The organism is Plasticicumulans sp., from assembly GCF_035331805.1.
In the GTDB taxonomy this organism is placed as follows: Bacteria; Pseudomonadota; Gammaproteobacteria; order Competibacterales; family Competibacteraceae; genus Plasticicumulans.
In genome coordinates this window covers 1-15,477 of sequence record NZ_DAOLKE010000058.1, presented here as the reverse complement: position 1 = coordinate 15,477, position 15,477 = coordinate 1, and the positions used below count along the sequence as shown (strand labels likewise).

The following is a 15,477-nucleotide window of genomic DNA, read 5'->3' as shown; positions in this document are numbered from 1 at the left end:
CCCCCGCGCGCCGGCGGCTTGCCGCCGTCATCCCGGGCGGCACGCGACGGGCGCCCCGCCGGCTTGCGCGGCGTCGGCGGCAGGCCGATGCCGACGCCGGCGACATCGGCCGGCATGAAATCGATCTTGCGCTCGTCAAGATCGACGCGCGCGACCTGCACGCGCAGCGCATCGCCGAGCCGGTAGCAGCGTCCGAAGCGCTCGCCCTCCAGCCGGTGGGCCAGCGGATCGAAGTGGTAATAGTCGCCGGGCAGGTTGGAGATGTGCACGAGCCCCTCGACGAAGACCTCCTTCAGCAGCACGAACAGCCCGAAGGCCGTGACCGCCGACACCGTGCCGTCGAAGGTCTCGCCGACCTTGTCGCGCATGTATTCGCACTTCAGCCATTCGACGGCATCGCGGGTCGCGTCGTCGGCGCGCCGCTCGGTCATCGAGCAGTGCTCGCCGAGTTCGGTCATCTTCTCGTGCGAGTAGCCGTAGCCCCGGGCCTTGCCGCCGTGGTGGATCAGGTGCTTCAGCGCGCGATGCACGAGCAGGTCCGGATAGCGGCGGATCGGCGACGTGAAGTGCGCATAGGCCGCGAGCGCGAGGCCGAAGTGACCGGCGTTGTCGGGGCTGTACACGGCCTGCGCCAGCGAGCGCAGCATGACGGTCTGGATCAGCGCGAAGTCCGGCCGGTTCTGGATGGCCTCGAACAGCCGGGCGTAATCCTCGGAGCCCGGCGTGTCGCCGCCGCCGAGATACAGCCCGAGCCCCTTCAGGAAGCCGCGCAGCTTTTCGAGCTTCGCGAGCCGCGGACCTTCGTGGATGCGGAACAGCGCCGGGATCTTCTTCGCTTCGAGGTGCTGCGCGGTCGCGACATTGGCCGCGATCATGCATTCCTCGATCAGCTTGTGCGCATCGTTGCGCTGCGAGGGCACGATGCGCTCGATCTTGCGCTCCGGCCCGTATTCGATCTCGGTTTCCTGGGTTTCGAAGTCGATCGCCCCGCGGCGCTCGCGCGCCGCGCGCAGCACGCCGTACAGCGCGTACAGACGTTCGAGATGCGGCACGAGGGCGACGAACTCCGCGCGCAAGGCCTCGTCGCGATCGACCAGCATCGCGGCCACCGCGTCGTAGGTCAGCCGTGCGTGCGAGCGGATCACGCCTTCGTGAAAGCGCGCGCGGCCGAACTCGCCGTCGGCGCCGATGTTCAGCTCGCAGACCATCACCAGCCGCTCGACGTGCGGGTTCAGCGAGCAGAGCCCGTTCGACAGCGCCTCGGGCAGCATCGGGATGCAGCGGTCCGGGAAGTACACCGAGGTGCCGCGCGCCTGCGCCTCGGCATCGAGCGGCGTGCCGGGGCGCACGTAATGCGCAACGTCGGCAATGGCGACGAACAGCCGGAAGCCGCCGCCGCGCTTCTTCTCGCAGTAGACGGCGTCGTCGAAGTCGCGGGCGGTGAGACCGTCGATGGTCACGAACGGCTGCTCGCGCAGGTCGAGCCGGCCTTCGAGCGCCGATGCGGGCACGCTCGGGCCGAAGGCTTCGGCCTCGGCGACGACCTCGGGCGGGAACTCGTGCGGAATGCCGTGATTGACGATGGCGATCTGCACTTCCATGCCCGGCGCCATGTGATCGCCGAGCACCTCGCGCACGCGCGCGATCGGCATCGCCTGCTTCGAGGGCTGCTGGATCAGCTCGGCGACGACGATCTGCCCGGGGCGCGCACCGCCCTTCTCGGCCGGCGGCACCAGGAAGTCGTGCGCGCCGAGCCGGCGGTTGTCGGGCAGCACGAAACCGATGCCGTTGTCCTCGACGTAGCGCCCGACCAGCCGCGTCGTGCCGCGTTCGAGGACCTCGACCACCGAGCCCTCGCGCCGGCCGCGGCGGTCGATGCCGGTCACGCACATCAGCACGCGGTCGCCGTGCAGCAGCTGGCGCATCTCGTGCGGCGGCACGAACAGATCCTCGCCGCCCTCGTCCGGCACCAGGAAGCCGAAGCCCTCGGGGTGACCGATGATGCGCCCGCGCACCAGATCCATCTTCGCGACCGGCCCGTAGCCCCCGCGGCGGTTGCAGACGATCTGGCCGTCGCGCGTCATCGCCTGCAGGCGGCGCAGCAGCGGTTCGGTTTCGTCCTGGGCGTGGATGCCCCAGTCGGCGCACAGCCGTTCGAGCGTCAGCGGCTCGGGCGCGGCTTCGAGCGTCTGCAGGATGAATTCGCGGCTCGGTACGGCGCGGCCGTATTTTTCCTGCTCGCGCGCGAAGAACGGGTCGAGCCGGTGCCAGGGACGTCGGGAACGGGCAGTCATCGGGAATGCGGAAACCTCGCGAAAAATGAAGGAATGACACGATAACACCGCCCCGTCCGGAGCATGCACAAAACGTGCGGAGGGCGTTTGACAGCCCCCGGGGCCGTGCGTATAGTGCGCCCCACTTCGCGACCCCCTCCCCTGCGGACCGGGATCGTGGCGTGAAATGCAGCAGCCTTGCCGAAGTGGCGGAACTGGTAGACGCGCTAGTTTCAGGTACTAGTGGGGCGACCCGTGGAGGTTCGAGTCCTCTCTTCGGCACCACGCGCTGCAGCAAGATGCCCAGGTGGCGGAACTGGTAGACGCGCTAGTTTCAGGTACTAGTAGGGAGACCTGTGGAGGTTCGAGTCCTCTCCTGGGCACCACTCCATCATGATCATGATGATGAGTGTCTCTCCCGAGAAAACGGCCCCGAAAGGGGCTTTTTCTTTTCCGGCTTCCGGCGGGTGCCCGCGTGCTGTTCCGGCACCGCCCGCTGGCCGCTGCAACGGCCAGCGGCAGCAGCAGCGGGCGCGCATGGCTATTCCAGCACCTCCACGCGCATGCCGGCCTGCAATTCCCCCGGACCGGCATGGATGAGGTTCTGGCCGAAGTAGGTCTTCTGCCCTTCGCGGCGGTACTTCAGCAGCGTTGCCATCGGTTCGCGCCCGCGCGCGGCCGTTGCCGGATCGATGGTCGGAATCGGGCAGCGCGAGCACGGCTTGACCACGTGCAGCTCGATGCCGCCGATGCGCAGCCGCTTCCAGCCATCCTCGGCGAAGGGCGCGCAGCCGCTGACCACCAGATTCGGCCGGAAGCGGATCATCTCGACCGGGCGCTCCATGCGGCTGTTGAGGTCGGCCAGCGAAGCCTCCGAGATCAGCAGCAGCGGGAAGCCATCGGAAAAGCCGGTCTCGGCGCCGATGCGATCGTAGGCCGGATCGACCGGCCGCCGGTGCGCGGGGCCGCATTCGACCAGGCGCACGGCGAGCCCGAGGTACTCCGACAGCCAGGCCGCGGCCTCGTCGCCGGCATCGAGCGCCTGCACGACCTCGCCCCAGACCTCGACCGTGCGCGGCTCGCCGATGCCGCTGGTGACCTCGACGCCACCGGCACCGGCCACCGACAGGCCGAGCGTGTCGCCATGCCACTGCGTGTCGATCAGCGCCATGCGCGCGTGCTGGCGCTGCGTGACGAAGCGGCCGCTCGCGGCCTCGACCAGCATCCAGTGCCGGTCGCCGGCGATGCCGTAGCGATCGAGCATCGCGGCATCGAGGCGCGCGCCGCGGCAGGACTTCACGGGGTAGCGGTACAGCGCGCTCAGCAGCACGTCGGTCATCGGGCAGCCTGCCTGTGGGTGGTCCGGGAAAAACATCCGGCGCGACTGTAGCGAATGCCGCCGGCACGCGCCTCAGGGCGGGAGCGGTACGGGATGGGCATGCGCGGCGGCCAGCGCCTCGCCAAGTCTTGCGGCATCGGTTTCGGTGCGCACGCGCGCAAACAGCGCCTGTGCTTCCGGATAGGCGTTGCGCAGATAGGACAGCCACTGCTTCAGCCGCCCCGGCGCGTGCCGCGGCAGCAGCTGCGCACGCACGCCGGCATAGAAGGTATCGAGCAGCGCCAGCAGCCGCGGCCAGGGCAGCGGCAGCGGTTCGTGGCCGGCGCGCTGGCTGCGGATGTTCAGCGCCAGCCCCGGGCGCGTCACCAGCCCGCGCCCGAGCATCAGGTCGCGGCAGCCGGAAACGGCGAGGCACCGGGCGGCATCGGCCGGGCTCCAGACCTCGCCGTTGGCGATGACGTTGACGGCGACCGCCTCGCGGATGCGGGCGATCCAGTCCCAGTGTGCCGGCGGCCGGTAGCCGTCGAGCTTCGTGCGGGCATGCACGGTGATTTCGGCCGCCCCGCCGTCGGCGAGCGCCCGTGCGCAGTCGAGGGCGCGCGCGGCATCGCGGATGCCGAGGCGCATCTTGGCGGTCAGCGGCACCGCCGGCGGCAGCGCCGCGCGGCAGGCAGCGACGATGCGCGCGAGCAGTTCCGGCTCATCGAGCAGCGCCGCGCCGCCGCGGTGACGGTTCACGGTCGGGGCCGGGCAGCCGAAGTTCAGATCCACGCCCGGCGCGCCGAGCCCGGCGACGCGCGCGGCGTTGTCGGCGAGGCACTGCGGATCGGAGCCGAGCAGCTGCACGACCACCGGCACGCCCGCGAGCGTGCGCCCGCCGTGCGCGAGTTCCGGCACGCGCCGCAACCACACCGCGCGCGGCAGCAGCGTGTCGGTGACGCGCACGAACTCGGTCACGCAGCCGTCGATGCCGCCGACCGAAGTCAGCGCGGCGCGCAGCAGCGCATCGGCGAGCCCCTCCATCGGCGCCAGCAGCAGCCGGCCACCGGCGGCGACGGCCGTCAAGCGTCGGCGCGCTCGATCAGCTCGATCTGGTAGCCGTCCGGATCGACGATGAAGGCGATCGCGGTGCGGCCGTTCGGGGCCTTGCCCGGCCCCCAGCTGAAGTCGTGGCCGCGGGCACGCAGCTTTTCAGCGAAGGCGTCCATCGACTCGACCTTGAACGCGACGTGGCCGTAGCCCTTGCCAAGGTCGTAGGACGACACGCCCCAGTTGTAGGTCAGTTCCAGCATCGGGCCGTCGTTGCCGCTATCGCCCGGTGCCTGGAGGAAGGCGAGCGTGAATTCGCCGTCCGGGTAATCGCTGCGCGACACCAGCCGGAAGCCGAGCACGTCACGGTAGAAGGCGATCGAGCGGTCGAGATCGCCGGTGCGGATCATCGTGTGCAGGTAGCGCATGGCAGATGCCCTCGGGGGTACGCCGGTCAGGGGAAGGACCGGATTCAGATGCCGGTGAACAGCAGGTCGAGTGCGGCGAGCAGTTCCGCGCGCTGGCCAGCCAGCGCGGCGACGGCGGGACCGGGCGTGCGCGCCGGCCGGCCGGTGATCGATTGCGGCATCCGCACCAGTCGTCGATCGATGATCGTGAAGACCGGCAGCCGCCGCTGCACGAGCTTCTCGCGCAAGAGCACCGCATCGACCAACGATGACGCGCGACTCGAAGACGGCGATCAGATCGTGCTGCACGTCGAGGAGGTACGGCACCCGCGTGGCCGTGCCGGCATTCGGATTGCGGCAGACATCGAACTGCGCCATCGCCGTGACTCAGAAGCTCCGGTATTCCTCGCCGAAACAGCCATGCTCGGCAATCCAGGCGTTGTATGCCTCGATCCACGGACGGTTCTCTTCCTGCCACGCCCGCATGCGCGCCGCGCGCACGGCCTCGGCCAGTGCGCGTTCGCAGCTATCGTCGAGCGGGACGCCGAACTCGCGGACCTGGCGCAGCAGGCCGGTGTTGACGCCCAGTCCGGTCGCGGTACATCGGGGTCGAAGACGGCGGCCATCGGGGGATTCCTCGGCGCAGGCAGGAGATTCTGCCGGCGAGTATGACCCGAAAGCCGCCGGGCGCGACTCAGCGGCCCTTGTTGGCAGCGATGCGCATGCGCAGGGCGTTGAGCTTGATGAAGCCCTCGGCGTCCTTCTGGTTGTAGGCGCCGCCGTCGTCCTCGAAGGTCGCGATGGTCGGGTCGAACAGCGAATCGTCCGACTTGCGACCGGCGACCATGACGTTGCCCTTGTAGAGCTTCAGGCGCACGACGCCGTTCACCGGGGCCTGTGAGGCATCGATCATCGCCTGCAGCATCCGCCGCTCCGGCGACCACCAGTAGCCGTTGTAGATGATGCTCGCGTAGCGCGGCATCAGTTCGTCCTTCAGGTGCGCGACCTCGCGATCGAGGCACAGCGACTCGATCGCACGGTGCGCCTTCAGCAGGATCGTGCCGCCGGGGGTTTCGTAGCAGCCGCGCGACTTCATGCCGACGTAGCGGTTCTCGACCAGATCCAGCCGGCCGATGCCGTTGTCGCCGCCGATGCGGTTCAGCGTCGCGAGCACGGTCGCCGGGCTCATCTCGACGCCGTCGATCGCGGTCACGTCACCGGCGCGGAAGGTGAGTTCGAGATAGGTGGCCTTGTCCGGCGCGGCCTCGGGCGCGACCGTCCAGCGCCACATGTCCTCCTCGGCCTCGGCCCAGGGGTTTTCGAGCACCTGGCCTTCGTAGGAGATGTGCAGCAGGTTGGCGTCCATCGAGTACGGCGACTTCTTGCCGTAGCGATCGACCGGGATGCCGTGCTTTTCGGCGTAGTCGAGCAGGGTCTCGCGCGAGGTCAGGTCCCATTCGCGCCACGGCGCGATGACCTTGACGCCGGGCTTCAGCGCGTAGGCGCCGAGCTCGAAGCGCACCTGGTCGTTGCCCTTGCCGGTCGCGCCGTGCGAGATCGCATCGGCGCCGGTCTCGTTGGCGATCTCGATCAGGCGCTTGGCGATCAGCGGCCGGGCGATCGAGGTGCCGAGCAGGTACTCGCCTTCATAGAGGGTGTTGGCGCGGAACATCGGGAACACGAAGTCGCGCACGAACTCCTCGCGCAGATCGTCGATGTAGATCTGCTGCACGCCCATCGCCAGCGCCTTGGCGCGTGCCGGTTCGAGCTCCTCGCCCTGACCGATGTCGGCGGTGAAGGTCACCACCTCGCACTGATAGGTCTCCTGCAGCCACTTCAGGATCACCGAAGTGTCGAGACCGCCGGAATAGGCCAGCACGACCTTGTTGATTTCGGACATGAACTTCCCCAGCGCGCGTCGGCGGCGGATACGGATGGAACGGTCGGCCCTGCACGCCAGTCGCGATGCCGGCCGTGGAAACGCGCCAGCTTACGCGCCGGTCACGGCCGGTCAAGGCAGCCGGCAAGCCCGCTTCACAGCCAGCCGGTGCGCTTGAGCCGCAGGTACAGCCACACGCACACCAGAAAGGTCGCCACGACGATCGCCGGATAGCCGTAGTGCCAGTGCAGCTCCGGCATCTTGTCGAAGTTCATGCCGTACAGGCCGAACACCACGGTCGGCACCGCCAGGATCGCCGCCCAGCCGGCCAGCGCCTTCGTGACCTCGTTCTGGCGCACCGAGGCGAGCGCGAGGCTCACCTGCAGCACGGTCGCGAGCATTTCGCGCATCGTGTCGAGCGTGTCGTTGATGCGCTTGAGGTGATCGAGCACGTCGCGGAAGTACGGGCGGATCGAGTCCGGCACCAGCGCCACGCGCAGCGACATCAGGTCCGAACAGACATCGACCAGCGGCAGCGACGCGCGCCGCAAGGTCACGAGTTCGCGCTTGAGGCGGTAGATCTCCTCGGTCGAGTCGCGGTCCGCCCCGCCCGAGAAGATGTCGGCTTCCAGCTCGTCGAGCCGGTCCTCGTAGGCCGAGAGCACCGGGAAGTAGTTGTCGACGACGAAATCCATCAGTGCGTACAGCGCGAAGCTCGGTCCGTGGGCGAGCAGCTGCGGCTGGCGTTCGCTCGCCAGCCGCGCCGGCCGGTAGGTCTGCGAGGCCCCGTGGCGCACCGAGACCAGATAGTTGTGGCCGAGGAACACGTGCGTCTCGCCATAGGCGGCAGTCTCGGCCGAGTCATCCCAGCGCGCGGTGCGCAGCACGATGAACAGCGAATCCCCGTACGCCTCCATCTTCGGACGCTGGTGGGCCTTGTGCGCATCCTCGACCGCCAGATCATGCAGGTCGAAGCACTGCTGCACGCGCTGCATCAGGGCTTCGTCCGGCTCGTAGAGGCCGAGCCAGACGAAGGCACCGTCGCGGCGCAGCATCTGCGGGATGTCGTCGAGCTTGATGTCGCCGATGCGGCGGCCATCGGCATAGGCCGCGCAGATGACGATGCCGGCACATTCCTCTTTCGCTGGTGTCATGTTCGTCCCCCCGTCCGCCGGCCGGGCGTCGGCGCCCGTGCCTTGAGTGCTCGTTATACTGCCCTGCTGCTGATCGTTCCGTTCCCCGCCGGAGTGCTGCCGATGCGCCTGACCCTGACCCGCCCCGATGACTGGCATCTGCACGTGCGCGACGGCGCCGCACTCGCGACCGTCGTGCCGCACACGGCACGCCAGTTCGCGCGGGCGATCATCATGCCGAACCTGAAGCCGCCGGTGACGACGACCGGACAGGCGCTCGCCTACCGCGAGCGCATCCTCGCCGCGGTGCCGGCCGGACTCGATTTCGAGCCGCTGATGACGCTGTACCTGACCGATCGCCTCGATCCGGCCGAGATCGCCAGGGCGCGCGCCTCGGGTTGCATCGTCGCCTGCAAGCTGTATCCGGCCGGCGCGACGACGAATTCCGATGCCGGCGTCACCGACATCCGGCTGATCCACCCGGTGCTCGCCGAGATGGAAAAGCACGGCCTGCTGCTGCTCGTGCACGGCGAGGTCACCGATGCCGACATCGACCTGTTCGATCGCGAGGCGGTGTTCATCGACCGCGTGCTGGCGCCGCTGCTGCGGGACTTCCCGGGCCTGAAGGTGGTCATGGAACACATCACGACCCGCGAGGCCGTCGACTTCGTCGCCGGCGCCGGTCCGCACCTGGCCGCGACCCTCACCGCGCACCACCTGCTCTACAACCGCAACGCCATTTTCCAGGGCGGCATCCGTCCGCATTACTACTGCCTGCCGGTGCTCAAGCGCGAAACCCACCGCCAGGCCCTGCTCGCCGCCGCGACCTCCGGCAACCCGAAGTTCTTCCTCGGCACCGACAGCGCCCCGCACGCCCGCCACACCAAGGAAGCCGCCTGCGGCTGCGCCGGCTGCTATACGGCGCCGTTCGCGCTGGAACTCTATGCGGAAGCCTTCGAGTCCGCCGGCGCGCTCGATCGGCTCGATGCGTTCGCGAGCCGCTTCGGACCGGCGTTCTACGGGCTGCCGGTCAATGCCGGGACGGTGACGCTGGAGAAGACAGCCGTGGAGGTGCCGGCGGGCTACCCGTATCCGGAAGGCGAGACGCTGGTGCCGCTGCGGGCGGGGGAAAGACTCGCGTGGCGTCAGGTCGTCTGAATCCTGCGCCCCGCCCCGGCCGTCCGGATCGTCGGTACCGGTGGCCGGCCCCCGGCTCCCCGGATGCCGCTGCCCGCTCCCGTGAACGCTGGCATCCATGAAAACCCGCTCATCCGCCGCGTCGCGGCCACCGCTGCCTGCGCGCGATGGCGTCGATCCCTGCTCGCTGCGCCTGCCGGCCGGCGACTGGAAGGAGCTGCTCGGCTTCCTGCAGGAACGCTTTCCCGATGACAGCTACGTGCCCTGGACAGCACGGCTGGCGCGCGGCGAGGTCGTCAGCGAGGACGGCGAAACCCTGACGACGACCAGCACCTACCGCCCGGGGCTGCGCATCTGGTACTACCGCGAGCCGGGGCCGGAAGCAGCGCTGCCGTACGTCGAGACCGTGCTGCACCGGGATGCGCACCTGCTGGTCGTCGACAAGCCGCACTTCCTGCCGGTCGTGCCCGGCGGGCCGTGGCTGCGCGAGACGCTGCTGGTGCGCCTGCGCGTGCGGCTCGGGCTGCCGGGGCTGACGCCGCTGCACCGGCTCGACCGGCTGACCGCCGGGCTGGTGCTGTTCTCGGTCGATCCGGCCACGCGCGCGGCCTATGCGGCGCTGTTTCCCGAACGGCGCATCACCAAGACCTACGAGGCGCTGGCCCCGGCCTTGCCGGAAGTGCCCGCTGTGCGCCGCAGCCGCCTGGTCGCCGGCGAGCCGTTTTTCCGGATGTGCGAGGTCGCCGGTCCGCCGAACACCGAGACGCGCATCGGGCTGATCGAGCGACGTGATGCCCTGGGCCGCTACCGGCTGCAGCCGCTCACCGGCCGCAAGCACCAGCTGCGCGTGCACATGGCCGCGCTCGGCGCGCCGGTCCTGAACGATCCGCTCTACCCGCAGCTGCAGGCCGGTGCGCGCGATGATCCGGCCCGGCCGCTGGCGCTGCTGGCGCGCGAGCTGCGCTTCACCGATCCGCTGAGCGGCGAGCCACGGGCGTTCTGCAGCCGCCTGCATCTGGAATTTCCCGCCTGAGAGACCACCGCCATGACCCGCAAGCTGTTCTGGGACGACCCGTACCGCAGCGCGCTCGATACCGTGGTCGCGAGCGTCGACGGCGAAACCGTGAGGCTCGCCGAAACCATCTTCTATGCGTTCTCGGGCGGACAGGAGAGCGACCACGGCTGCATCGGCGGCCTGCCGGTGCTCGAAGCCCGCAGGCAGGGGCACGACATCGCCTACACGCTGCCGGCCGGACATGGCCTGCAGGGCGGCATGCCGGTCACGGTCGAGATCGACTGGCCGCGGCGCTACCGGCTGATGCGGCTGCACTTCGCGGCCGAACTGGTGCTGGAACTCGTCTGCGCGCGCTGCCCGGGCATCGACCGGATCGGCGCGCACATCGGCGCGGACAAGGCACGCATCGACTTCGCGTGGCCGCAGCCGCTGACGCCGCTGCTGCCGGACCTCCACAGGCAGGTCAGCGCGCTGATCGAAGCCGACCGGCCGATCATCAGCGCCTTCAGCGATGCCGCGAACGAGCGGCGCTACTGGGAAGTCGAGGGGATCGCACGCGTAGCCTGCGGCGGCACGCACCTGCGCCGCACCGGCGAGGTCGGCGTCCTGGCACTGAAGCGGCGCAACGTCGGCAAGGGCAAGGAGCGAGTCGAGATCCTGCTGGCCGATGGCTGATCTCGCCGGAACGCGCGGACTGCCGCATCAAGGGCCGGCCTCCGCAAACGACGACGCACCGCATGCGCCAGGGCAGTACGGTGCGTCGCGAGGCCGCGGCGGGAGGGAGCGGAAGGGTCCGTCCCGGAGGGCTGCGGTTTCAGCCGGCCGCGCGGCGGCGCAGCGGCACGATCGGGTTCACCGGCTGGGCGGCGGCCAGCGAGCCCAAGCGGTCGCTGGTCTCCAGCAGCGTCGCCATCCACAGGCGCATGTCGTGGCGCACGCGGCGCTGCCAGTCCTCGTTCAGGCGCTGCACGCATTCGCTGACCGTGTCGGGGCTGCGGGCTTCGAGCAGGCGCCCGACGAAGCCGAGCCAGATCATCAGGTAGGCGCCGCTGGCCGCGATGCCGATGCCCGACAGCTCCTCGCCTGCGCGCAGCGCCGCCCGCTGCGAGCTGATGGCCAGACCGAGACTGGCCATGCCCATTCGCTCCAGATCCTCGGCGTTCAGCGCATACATGACGGCTACCTCTTGATGGTGCGTCGCAACATTTGTTGCAGTGCAATATAGGGTTTTCCCTGATGAGAAGTCAACGGGCTCCAGACATGCAAAAGCCGCCCGAAGGCGGCCCTGACAGTCCGAAACAGACCGGAACTCCGGAATCCCTGCCTGCCTACTTCTTGCCGTCCGGCTTGTCGGTGCGCGCGGTTTCCGTTTCCTGTGCACGCCCCGGCTGCAGTGCCCGCGGCAGCTCGACGCCCTGCTTGTACAGGCGTTCGTTCATCTTCTGCCAGATCGACAGATTGTGCTCGGCGAGGTCCGAGATCACCTGCAGCGGGTTGGCGCCCATCAGGTTGCGCAGCTGCTCGCGCACCAGATGCTGCTGGTCGACGAAAGCCTGCAGGCTCTTTTCGAGGTAGCTGCCCATCATCCCCTGCAGCGTGTCGCCGTAGAAACGGATGATGTGTGCGAGCACCTCGGTCGTGAAGATCGGGTTTCCCTGCTCCTCCTGCTCGCTGATGATCTGCAGCAGGATGCCGCGCGTGATGTCATCGCTGGAGCGGGCATCGACGACGCGGAAGTCCGCCCGTTCCAGCACGAGCCGCTTGACGTCTTCGAGGGTGATGTAGCTGCTGATCGCCGTGTCGTAGAGCCGGCGATTCGGATACTTCTTGATGATGCGCGCTTCGCTCATCGGTTCCGACCGGTTGGGGGACGCCAGGGCCATCCGCTCGCCCTTGCGCCGGGTCCTGCAGGGGACCGCAGTGGGAATGAGGACCACGGTCTGACGCCGCAGTCCGGTTGGGTCCGGCATTTCCTCCCGGGCAGTCGCCTGCCGTCATGCCGCCGTGCAGTCCCGCCGTCGGGACCGCGAAACGTCCGGGGCGGCGTGCCTCGCGACACGCCGCCCCGACCGGGATCAATCGCGCTCGATCGCGAGCGCCACACCCATGCCGCCGCCGATGCAGAGCGTCGCGACGCCCTTCTTGGCGTCACGGCGACCCATCTCGTGGACGAGGTCGGTCAGGATGCGGGCGCCGGAGCAGCCGATCGGGTGGCCGATGGCGATCGCGCCGCCGTTGACGTTGACCTTGGACAGATCCCAGCCCAGGTCACGGTTGACCGAGATCGCCTGCGCGGCGAAGGCCTCGTTGGCCTCGATCAGGTCGAGCTGGTCGAGCGTCCAGCCGGTCTTCTGCATCAGCTTGCGCACGGCCGGGATCGGGCCGGTGCCCATGATCTTGTGATCGACACCCGACTTCGCGTAGCCGGCGATGCGCGCCAGCGGCTTCAGGCCCAGCTCGGCCGCCTTGCTCGCGGTCATCAGCACCAGCGCCGCGGCGCCGTCGTTGACGCCCGAGGCGTTGCCGGCGGTGATCGTGCCGTCCTTCTTGAACGCCGGCTTCAGCTTGGCGAGCACTTCGGGCGTGGACTTGCGGTTCGGGAACTCGTCGGTGTCGAACACCAGCGGCTCACCCTTCTTCTGCGGGATCTGGATGCCGACGATCTGATCCTTGAACCGGCCGCTGTCGATCGCGGCGATCGCCTTCTGCTGCGAGGCATAGGCGAAGGCATCCTGCTCCTCGCGCGAGATGCCGTACTTCTCGGCGATGTTCTCGGCGGTGATGCCCATGTGGTAGTTGTTGAACGCGCAGACCAGACCGTCGAGCAGCAGGGTGTCCTGCAGCTTCCAGTCGCCCATGCGCGCACCGGTGCGCGAGTTCGCCAGCACGTGCGGCGCCAGGCTCATGTTCTCCTGGCCGCCGACGATGACGATCTGGTTGTCGCCGTCGACGATCGACTGGTAACCGAGATGCACGGCCTTCAGGCCGGAACCGCACAGCTTGTTGATCGTGAAGGCCGGGACCTCGACCGGCAGGCCCGAGTTGACGGCGACCTGACGCGCGGGGTTCTCACCGCAGCCGGCCGTCAGCACGTGACCGAGAATGACTTCGTCGATCTGGTTCGGCTGCAGGCCGGTGCGGGCGAGCAGCGCCTGCACGACCTTGGCACCGAGGACCGCCGCCGGCGTGGTGGACAGCGTGCCCATGAACGAACCGATCGCGGTACGGGCGGCGGCAACGATTACGACGTCTTCCATTTTCAACCTCCGATAGGAGCTCTTGCTGACTTTCACGGATCGGGCGATCCGCCGATTTCCGCGTAGTCATGATTTGGGACCGGTCCGGAATGCTCGTTCTCCCCCTCCGGCACTTGCAGCGCCGGAAATTTCCGGACAGGGCGCCTGTTTGACGAGCGCGGGGCGATACTGCGGGCCGGGTCAAAGCTTGTCAACTTTGCCCGGCAGTGCAGCAGCGTGGTCTGCAAGGTGCAGCAAACGCAGGCCGGACGGCAGCTTGGCGAACTGCCTCCCCGTCGCCGCCGCACAGTGTACCGCGACGTATCGCGGCGCAGCACGAGCGGTTCAAACGGGCGGATGACGCAAATCATTCCGCCTGCCGATCACCGGCATGGTCGATGCTTCCAAAGAGTGCCGGAAGCGGCACCGGCAGAGACTGCCGGCCGGTGCCGGCCAGCCTCTATTCCTGCGGTCTCAGGGTTTCCCAGGCGCGCACGCGCTCGCGCAGGGAATCCGGCAGCGGCGCCGGTTTCTGCGCGCGGAAATCGAACCAGACGATGACGCCGCGCGACGTGGCGGCCGGGGCCTCCGCCCCCTGGCGCCAGATCGCCGCATGCACGTCGAAGCTGCTGCGCCCGAGCCGGGCGATGCGGGTGCCGACCTCGACCGTGACCGGGTATTCGAGCTGGCTGCGGAACGCGCACTGCAGGTCGGCGAGGATCACGCCCTCGCCATCGGCGCGCACCGGCAGTCCGAACACGGTTTCGACGTAGGCGACCCGGGCACTTTCGAGATAGCGGAAGAACTGCACGTTGTTGACGTGGCCGAGGGCGTCCTGATCGCCCCAGTGCACCGGCAGTTCGATGAAATGACGGAATTCGCTGCGCTGCATGCGTGGGCTCCGGCGGCGGTGACGGGGACGCACCACCGGTCCCGGCCCGGTGGCGCACGGCAGGCGCCAGCGCCTGCCGTGCGCGCAGCATCAGCCTTTTCCGGCAGCCTCGAAATCCAGCGACACCGAATTGATGCAATACCGCAATCCGTCCGGTCCGGGACCGTCGTCGAACACATGGCCGAGGTGCGCGCCGCAGTTCGAGCACATGACCTCGGTGCGCACCATGCCGTGGCTGCGGTCGGTCTCCTCGGCGATCGCCGCCTCGTCGAGCGGCAGCGAGAAGCTCGGCCAGCCGCAGCCGGCGTTGAACTTGCTGCGGCTCGCGAACAGCGGCTGGCCGCAGCAGACGCAGCGGTAGGTGCCGGCGGCCGAATGCTCGTTGTAGCGACCGGTGAACGGCCGCTCGGTCGCCTTCTGGCGGCAGACGGCGAACTGCTCGGGCGACAGCTGCGCCCGCCACTCGGCTTCGGACTTGACGACGCGGAATTTCATGGAGACCTCCTGCTGGACTGCCGTGACGACCGGTGCGGACCGGCGGGGAACGACGGCCGCCGGTGCCGCCGGCGACCGGGCCGATATGGCGGTGGCGCGGGCCGATTACCAGCCGCCCGCGCGCGACGGGCTGCCTACACTGGCCGAAGACCGCTGCCGGAGACCCGGGGATGACCGAACTGCTTGCCGCCCGCGTGCTCGCCGTGCCCGATCACCCGCAGCCCGGCATCGTGTTCCGCGACGTGACGCCGCTGCTCGCCGATGCCGGTGCGTTTCGCGCCGCGATCGACGGCCTCGCCGCCGCCGTGCGCGCCGCCGGCTGGAGTCCGCAGTATCTGCTCTGCCCCGAGGCGCGCGGTTTCCTGTTCGGCGCGCCGCTTGCGCTCGCGCTCGGCGCCGGCTTCGTGCCGGTGCGCAAGCCCGGCAAGCTGCCGCGCGCCACCGCCCGTGCCGATTACGCGCTCGAATACGGCACGGATGCGCTCGAAGTGCACCGCGATGCCTTCGTCGCCGGCAGCCGCGTGCTGCTGGTCGATGACGTGCTCGCCACCGGCGGCACGCTCGCCGCCGTGCACGCGCTGGCCGGACAGCTCGGGGCCGAGGTGCTCGGGGCGCTCTGCCTCATCGAGCTGCCGGCCCTCG

17 protein-coding genes and 2 tRNA genes are annotated in these 15,477 nt (G+C 69.1%); 6 read left to right on the top strand and 13 right to left on the bottom strand.

The window, feature by feature from the left end; genetic code table 11:
• A partial coding sequence (gene rnr, locus PKE44_RS06485) for a ribonuclease R (RefSeq protein WP_324549232.1) occupies positions 1-2,294 on the bottom strand: 2,294 nt, incomplete at its 3' end.
• Between the two features lie 179 nt (positions 2,295-2,473).
• Here rnr and PKE44_RS06480 point away from each other — a divergent pair.
• Both PKE44_RS06480 and PKE44_RS06475 read left to right on the top strand, forming a co-directional pair.
• Positions 2,474-2,558 (top strand) — tRNA-Leu (locus PKE44_RS06480).
• A 16-nt stretch (positions 2,559-2,574) separates the two neighbouring features.
• Positions 2,575-2,659: transfer RNA gene (locus PKE44_RS06475), tRNA-Leu, on the top strand.
• Positions 2,660-2,814: 155 nt separating this feature from the next.
• Here PKE44_RS06475 and PKE44_RS06470 read toward each other — a convergent pair.
• The 7 genes from PKE44_RS06470 to corA all read right to left on the bottom strand — a co-directional run bounded on the left by PKE44_RS06470 (position 2,815) and on the right by corA (position 8,081).
• Positions 2,815-3,603, bottom strand: a complete 789-nt coding sequence (locus PKE44_RS06470) for an MOSC N-terminal beta barrel domain-containing protein (RefSeq protein WP_324549241.1) — start codon at positions 3,601-3,603, stop codon at positions 2,815-2,817.
• Between the two features lie 81 nt (positions 3,604-3,684).
• Entirely contained in the window at positions 3,685-4,635 is a 951-nt protein-coding gene (locus tag PKE44_RS06465) for a tRNA-dihydrouridine synthase family protein (protein ID WP_324549238.1), read from the bottom strand.
• A gap of 38 nt (positions 4,636-4,673) precedes the next feature.
• Positions 4,674-5,069, bottom strand: a complete 396-nt coding sequence (gene gloA, locus PKE44_RS06460; RefSeq protein WP_324549230.1) for a lactoylglutathione lyase — start codon at positions 5,067-5,069, stop codon at positions 4,674-4,676.
• A 44-nt stretch (positions 5,070-5,113) separates the two neighbouring features.
• Positions 5,114-5,230 carry a hypothetical protein gene (locus PKE44_RS06455; protein WP_324549229.1) on the bottom strand — a complete coding sequence of 39 codons (117 nt, stop codon included), beginning with the start codon at positions 5,228-5,230 and terminating at the stop codon, positions 5,114-5,116.
• Between the two features lie 205 nt (positions 5,231-5,435).
• The gene (locus tag PKE44_RS06450) at positions 5,436-5,615 is read right to left on the bottom strand and encodes a type II toxin-antitoxin system CcdA family antitoxin (RefSeq protein ID WP_324549235.1); all 180 of its coding nucleotides are present in this window, start codon (positions 5,613-5,615) and stop codon (positions 5,436-5,438) included.
• A 127-nt stretch (positions 5,616-5,742) separates the two neighbouring features.
• On the bottom strand, positions 5,743-6,948 hold the full coding sequence (locus PKE44_RS06445) for an argininosuccinate synthase (RefSeq protein WP_324549226.1): 1,206 nt from the start codon (positions 6,946-6,948) through the stop codon (positions 5,743-5,745).
• A 134-nt stretch (positions 6,949-7,082) separates the two neighbouring features.
• Positions 7,083-8,081, bottom strand: coding sequence for a magnesium/cobalt transporter CorA (gene corA, locus PKE44_RS06440; protein ID WP_324549224.1), 999 nt, complete (start codon positions 8,079-8,081; stop codon positions 7,083-7,085).
• 102 nt (positions 8,082-8,183) lie between these two features.
• Here corA and pyrC point away from each other — a divergent pair, with 102 nt between their 5' ends.
• The 3 genes from pyrC (at position 8,184) to PKE44_RS06425 (ending at position 10,887) form a co-directional block, all read left to right on the top strand.
• Complete coding sequence (gene pyrC, locus PKE44_RS06435) at positions 8,184-9,218, top strand: dihydroorotase (protein ID WP_324549222.1); 1,035 nt, start codon at positions 8,184-8,186, stop codon at positions 9,216-9,218.
• A 97-nt stretch (positions 9,219-9,315) separates the two neighbouring features.
• Positions 9,316-10,230 carry a pseudouridine synthase gene (locus PKE44_RS06430; RefSeq protein WP_324549220.1) on the top strand — a complete coding sequence of 305 codons (915 nt, stop codon included), beginning with the start codon at positions 9,316-9,318 and terminating at the stop codon, positions 10,228-10,230.
• Positions 10,231-10,242: 12 nt separating this feature from the next.
• Positions 10,243-10,887 carry an alanyl-tRNA editing protein gene (locus PKE44_RS06425; RefSeq protein ID WP_324549218.1) on the top strand — a complete coding sequence of 215 codons (645 nt, stop codon included), beginning with the start codon at positions 10,243-10,245 and terminating at the stop codon, positions 10,885-10,887.
• A 139-nt stretch (positions 10,888-11,026) separates the two neighbouring features.
• Here PKE44_RS06425 and PKE44_RS06420 read toward each other — a convergent pair whose 3' ends face one another.
• The 5 genes from PKE44_RS06420 to msrB all read right to left on the bottom strand — a co-directional run bounded on the left by PKE44_RS06420 (position 11,027) and on the right by msrB (position 14,835).
• A complete protein-coding gene (locus PKE44_RS06420; RefSeq protein WP_324549216.1) occupies positions 11,027-11,386 on the bottom strand; it encodes a hypothetical protein in 360 nt (119 codons plus the stop codon).
• Positions 11,387-11,540: 154 nt separating this feature from the next.
• Complete coding sequence (gene phaR / locus PKE44_RS06415; RefSeq protein WP_324549213.1) at positions 11,541-12,062, bottom strand: polyhydroxyalkanoate synthesis repressor PhaR; 522 nt, start codon at positions 12,060-12,062, stop codon at positions 11,541-11,543.
• 225 nt (positions 12,063-12,287) lie between these two features.
• The gene (locus tag PKE44_RS06410; protein WP_324549211.1) at positions 12,288-13,469 is read right to left on the bottom strand and encodes an acetyl-CoA C-acetyltransferase; all 1,182 of its coding nucleotides are present in this window, start codon (positions 13,467-13,469) and stop codon (positions 12,288-12,290) included.
• A gap of 439 nt (positions 13,470-13,908) precedes the next feature.
• Entirely contained in the window at positions 13,909-14,340 is a 432-nt protein-coding gene (locus tag PKE44_RS06405) for a thioesterase family protein (RefSeq protein ID WP_324549209.1), read from the bottom strand.
• A 90-nt stretch (positions 14,341-14,430) separates the two neighbouring features.
• Positions 14,431-14,835: a peptide-methionine (R)-S-oxide reductase MsrB gene (gene msrB, locus PKE44_RS06400; RefSeq protein WP_324549207.1), complete on the bottom strand. Its 405-nt coding sequence runs from the start codon at positions 14,833-14,835 to the stop codon at positions 14,431-14,433.
• A gap of 170 nt (positions 14,836-15,005) precedes the next feature.
• On the opposite strand from msrB, the gene PKE44_RS06395 reads away from it, so the two are divergent.
• Positions 15,006-15,477 (top strand): adenine phosphoribosyltransferase (locus PKE44_RS06395; protein ID WP_324549205.1); only part of this gene is annotated, 472 nt, incomplete at its 3' end.

What these genes read in the sequence shown, in the direction of transcription:
- pyrC (WP_324549222.1), top strand. Translation starts at nt 8,184, where the DNA reads ATGCGCCTGACCCTGACCCGCCCCGATGACTGGCATCTGCACGTGCGC.
- msrB (WP_324549207.1), bottom strand. Translation starts at nt 14,835, where the DNA reads ATGAAATTCCGCGTCGTCAAGTCCGAAGCCGAGTGGCGGGCGCAGCTG.
- PKE44_RS06465 (WP_324549238.1), bottom strand. Translation starts at nt 4,635, where the DNA reads ATGGAGGGGCTCGCCGATGCGCTGCTGCGCGCCGCGCTGACTTCGGTC.
- PKE44_RS06410 (WP_324549211.1), bottom strand. Translation starts at nt 13,469, where the DNA reads ATGGAAGACGTCGTAATCGTTGCCGCCGCCCGTACCGCGATCGGTTCG.
- PKE44_RS06405 (WP_324549209.1), bottom strand. Translation starts at nt 14,340, where the DNA reads ATGCAGCGCAGCGAATTCCGTCATTTCATCGAACTGCCGGTGCACTGG.
- corA (WP_324549224.1), bottom strand. Translation starts at nt 8,081, where the DNA reads ATGACACCAGCGAAAGAGGAATGTGCCGGCATCGTCATCTGCGCGGCC.
- PKE44_RS06430 (WP_324549220.1), top strand. Translation starts at nt 9,316, where the DNA reads ATGAAAACCCGCTCATCCGCCGCGTCGCGGCCACCGCTGCCTGCGCGC.
- gloA (WP_324549230.1), bottom strand. Translation starts at nt 5,069, where the DNA reads ATGCGCTACCTGCACACGATGATCCGCACCGGCGATCTCGACCGCTCG.
- PKE44_RS06455 (WP_324549229.1), bottom strand. Translation starts at nt 5,230, where the DNA reads ATGCCGCAATCGATCACCGGCCGGCCGGCGCGCACGCCCGGTCCCGCC.
- phaR (WP_324549213.1), bottom strand. Translation starts at nt 12,062, where the DNA reads ATGAGCGAAGCGCGCATCATCAAGAAGTATCCGAATCGCCGGCTCTAC.
- PKE44_RS06425 (WP_324549218.1), top strand. Translation starts at nt 10,243, where the DNA reads ATGACCCGCAAGCTGTTCTGGGACGACCCGTACCGCAGCGCGCTCGAT.
- PKE44_RS06445 (WP_324549226.1), bottom strand. Translation starts at nt 6,948, where the DNA reads ATGTCCGAAATCAACAAGGTCGTGCTGGCCTATTCCGGCGGTCTCGAC.
- PKE44_RS06420 (WP_324549216.1), bottom strand. Translation starts at nt 11,386, where the DNA reads ATGTATGCGCTGAACGCCGAGGATCTGGAGCGAATGGGCATGGCCAGT.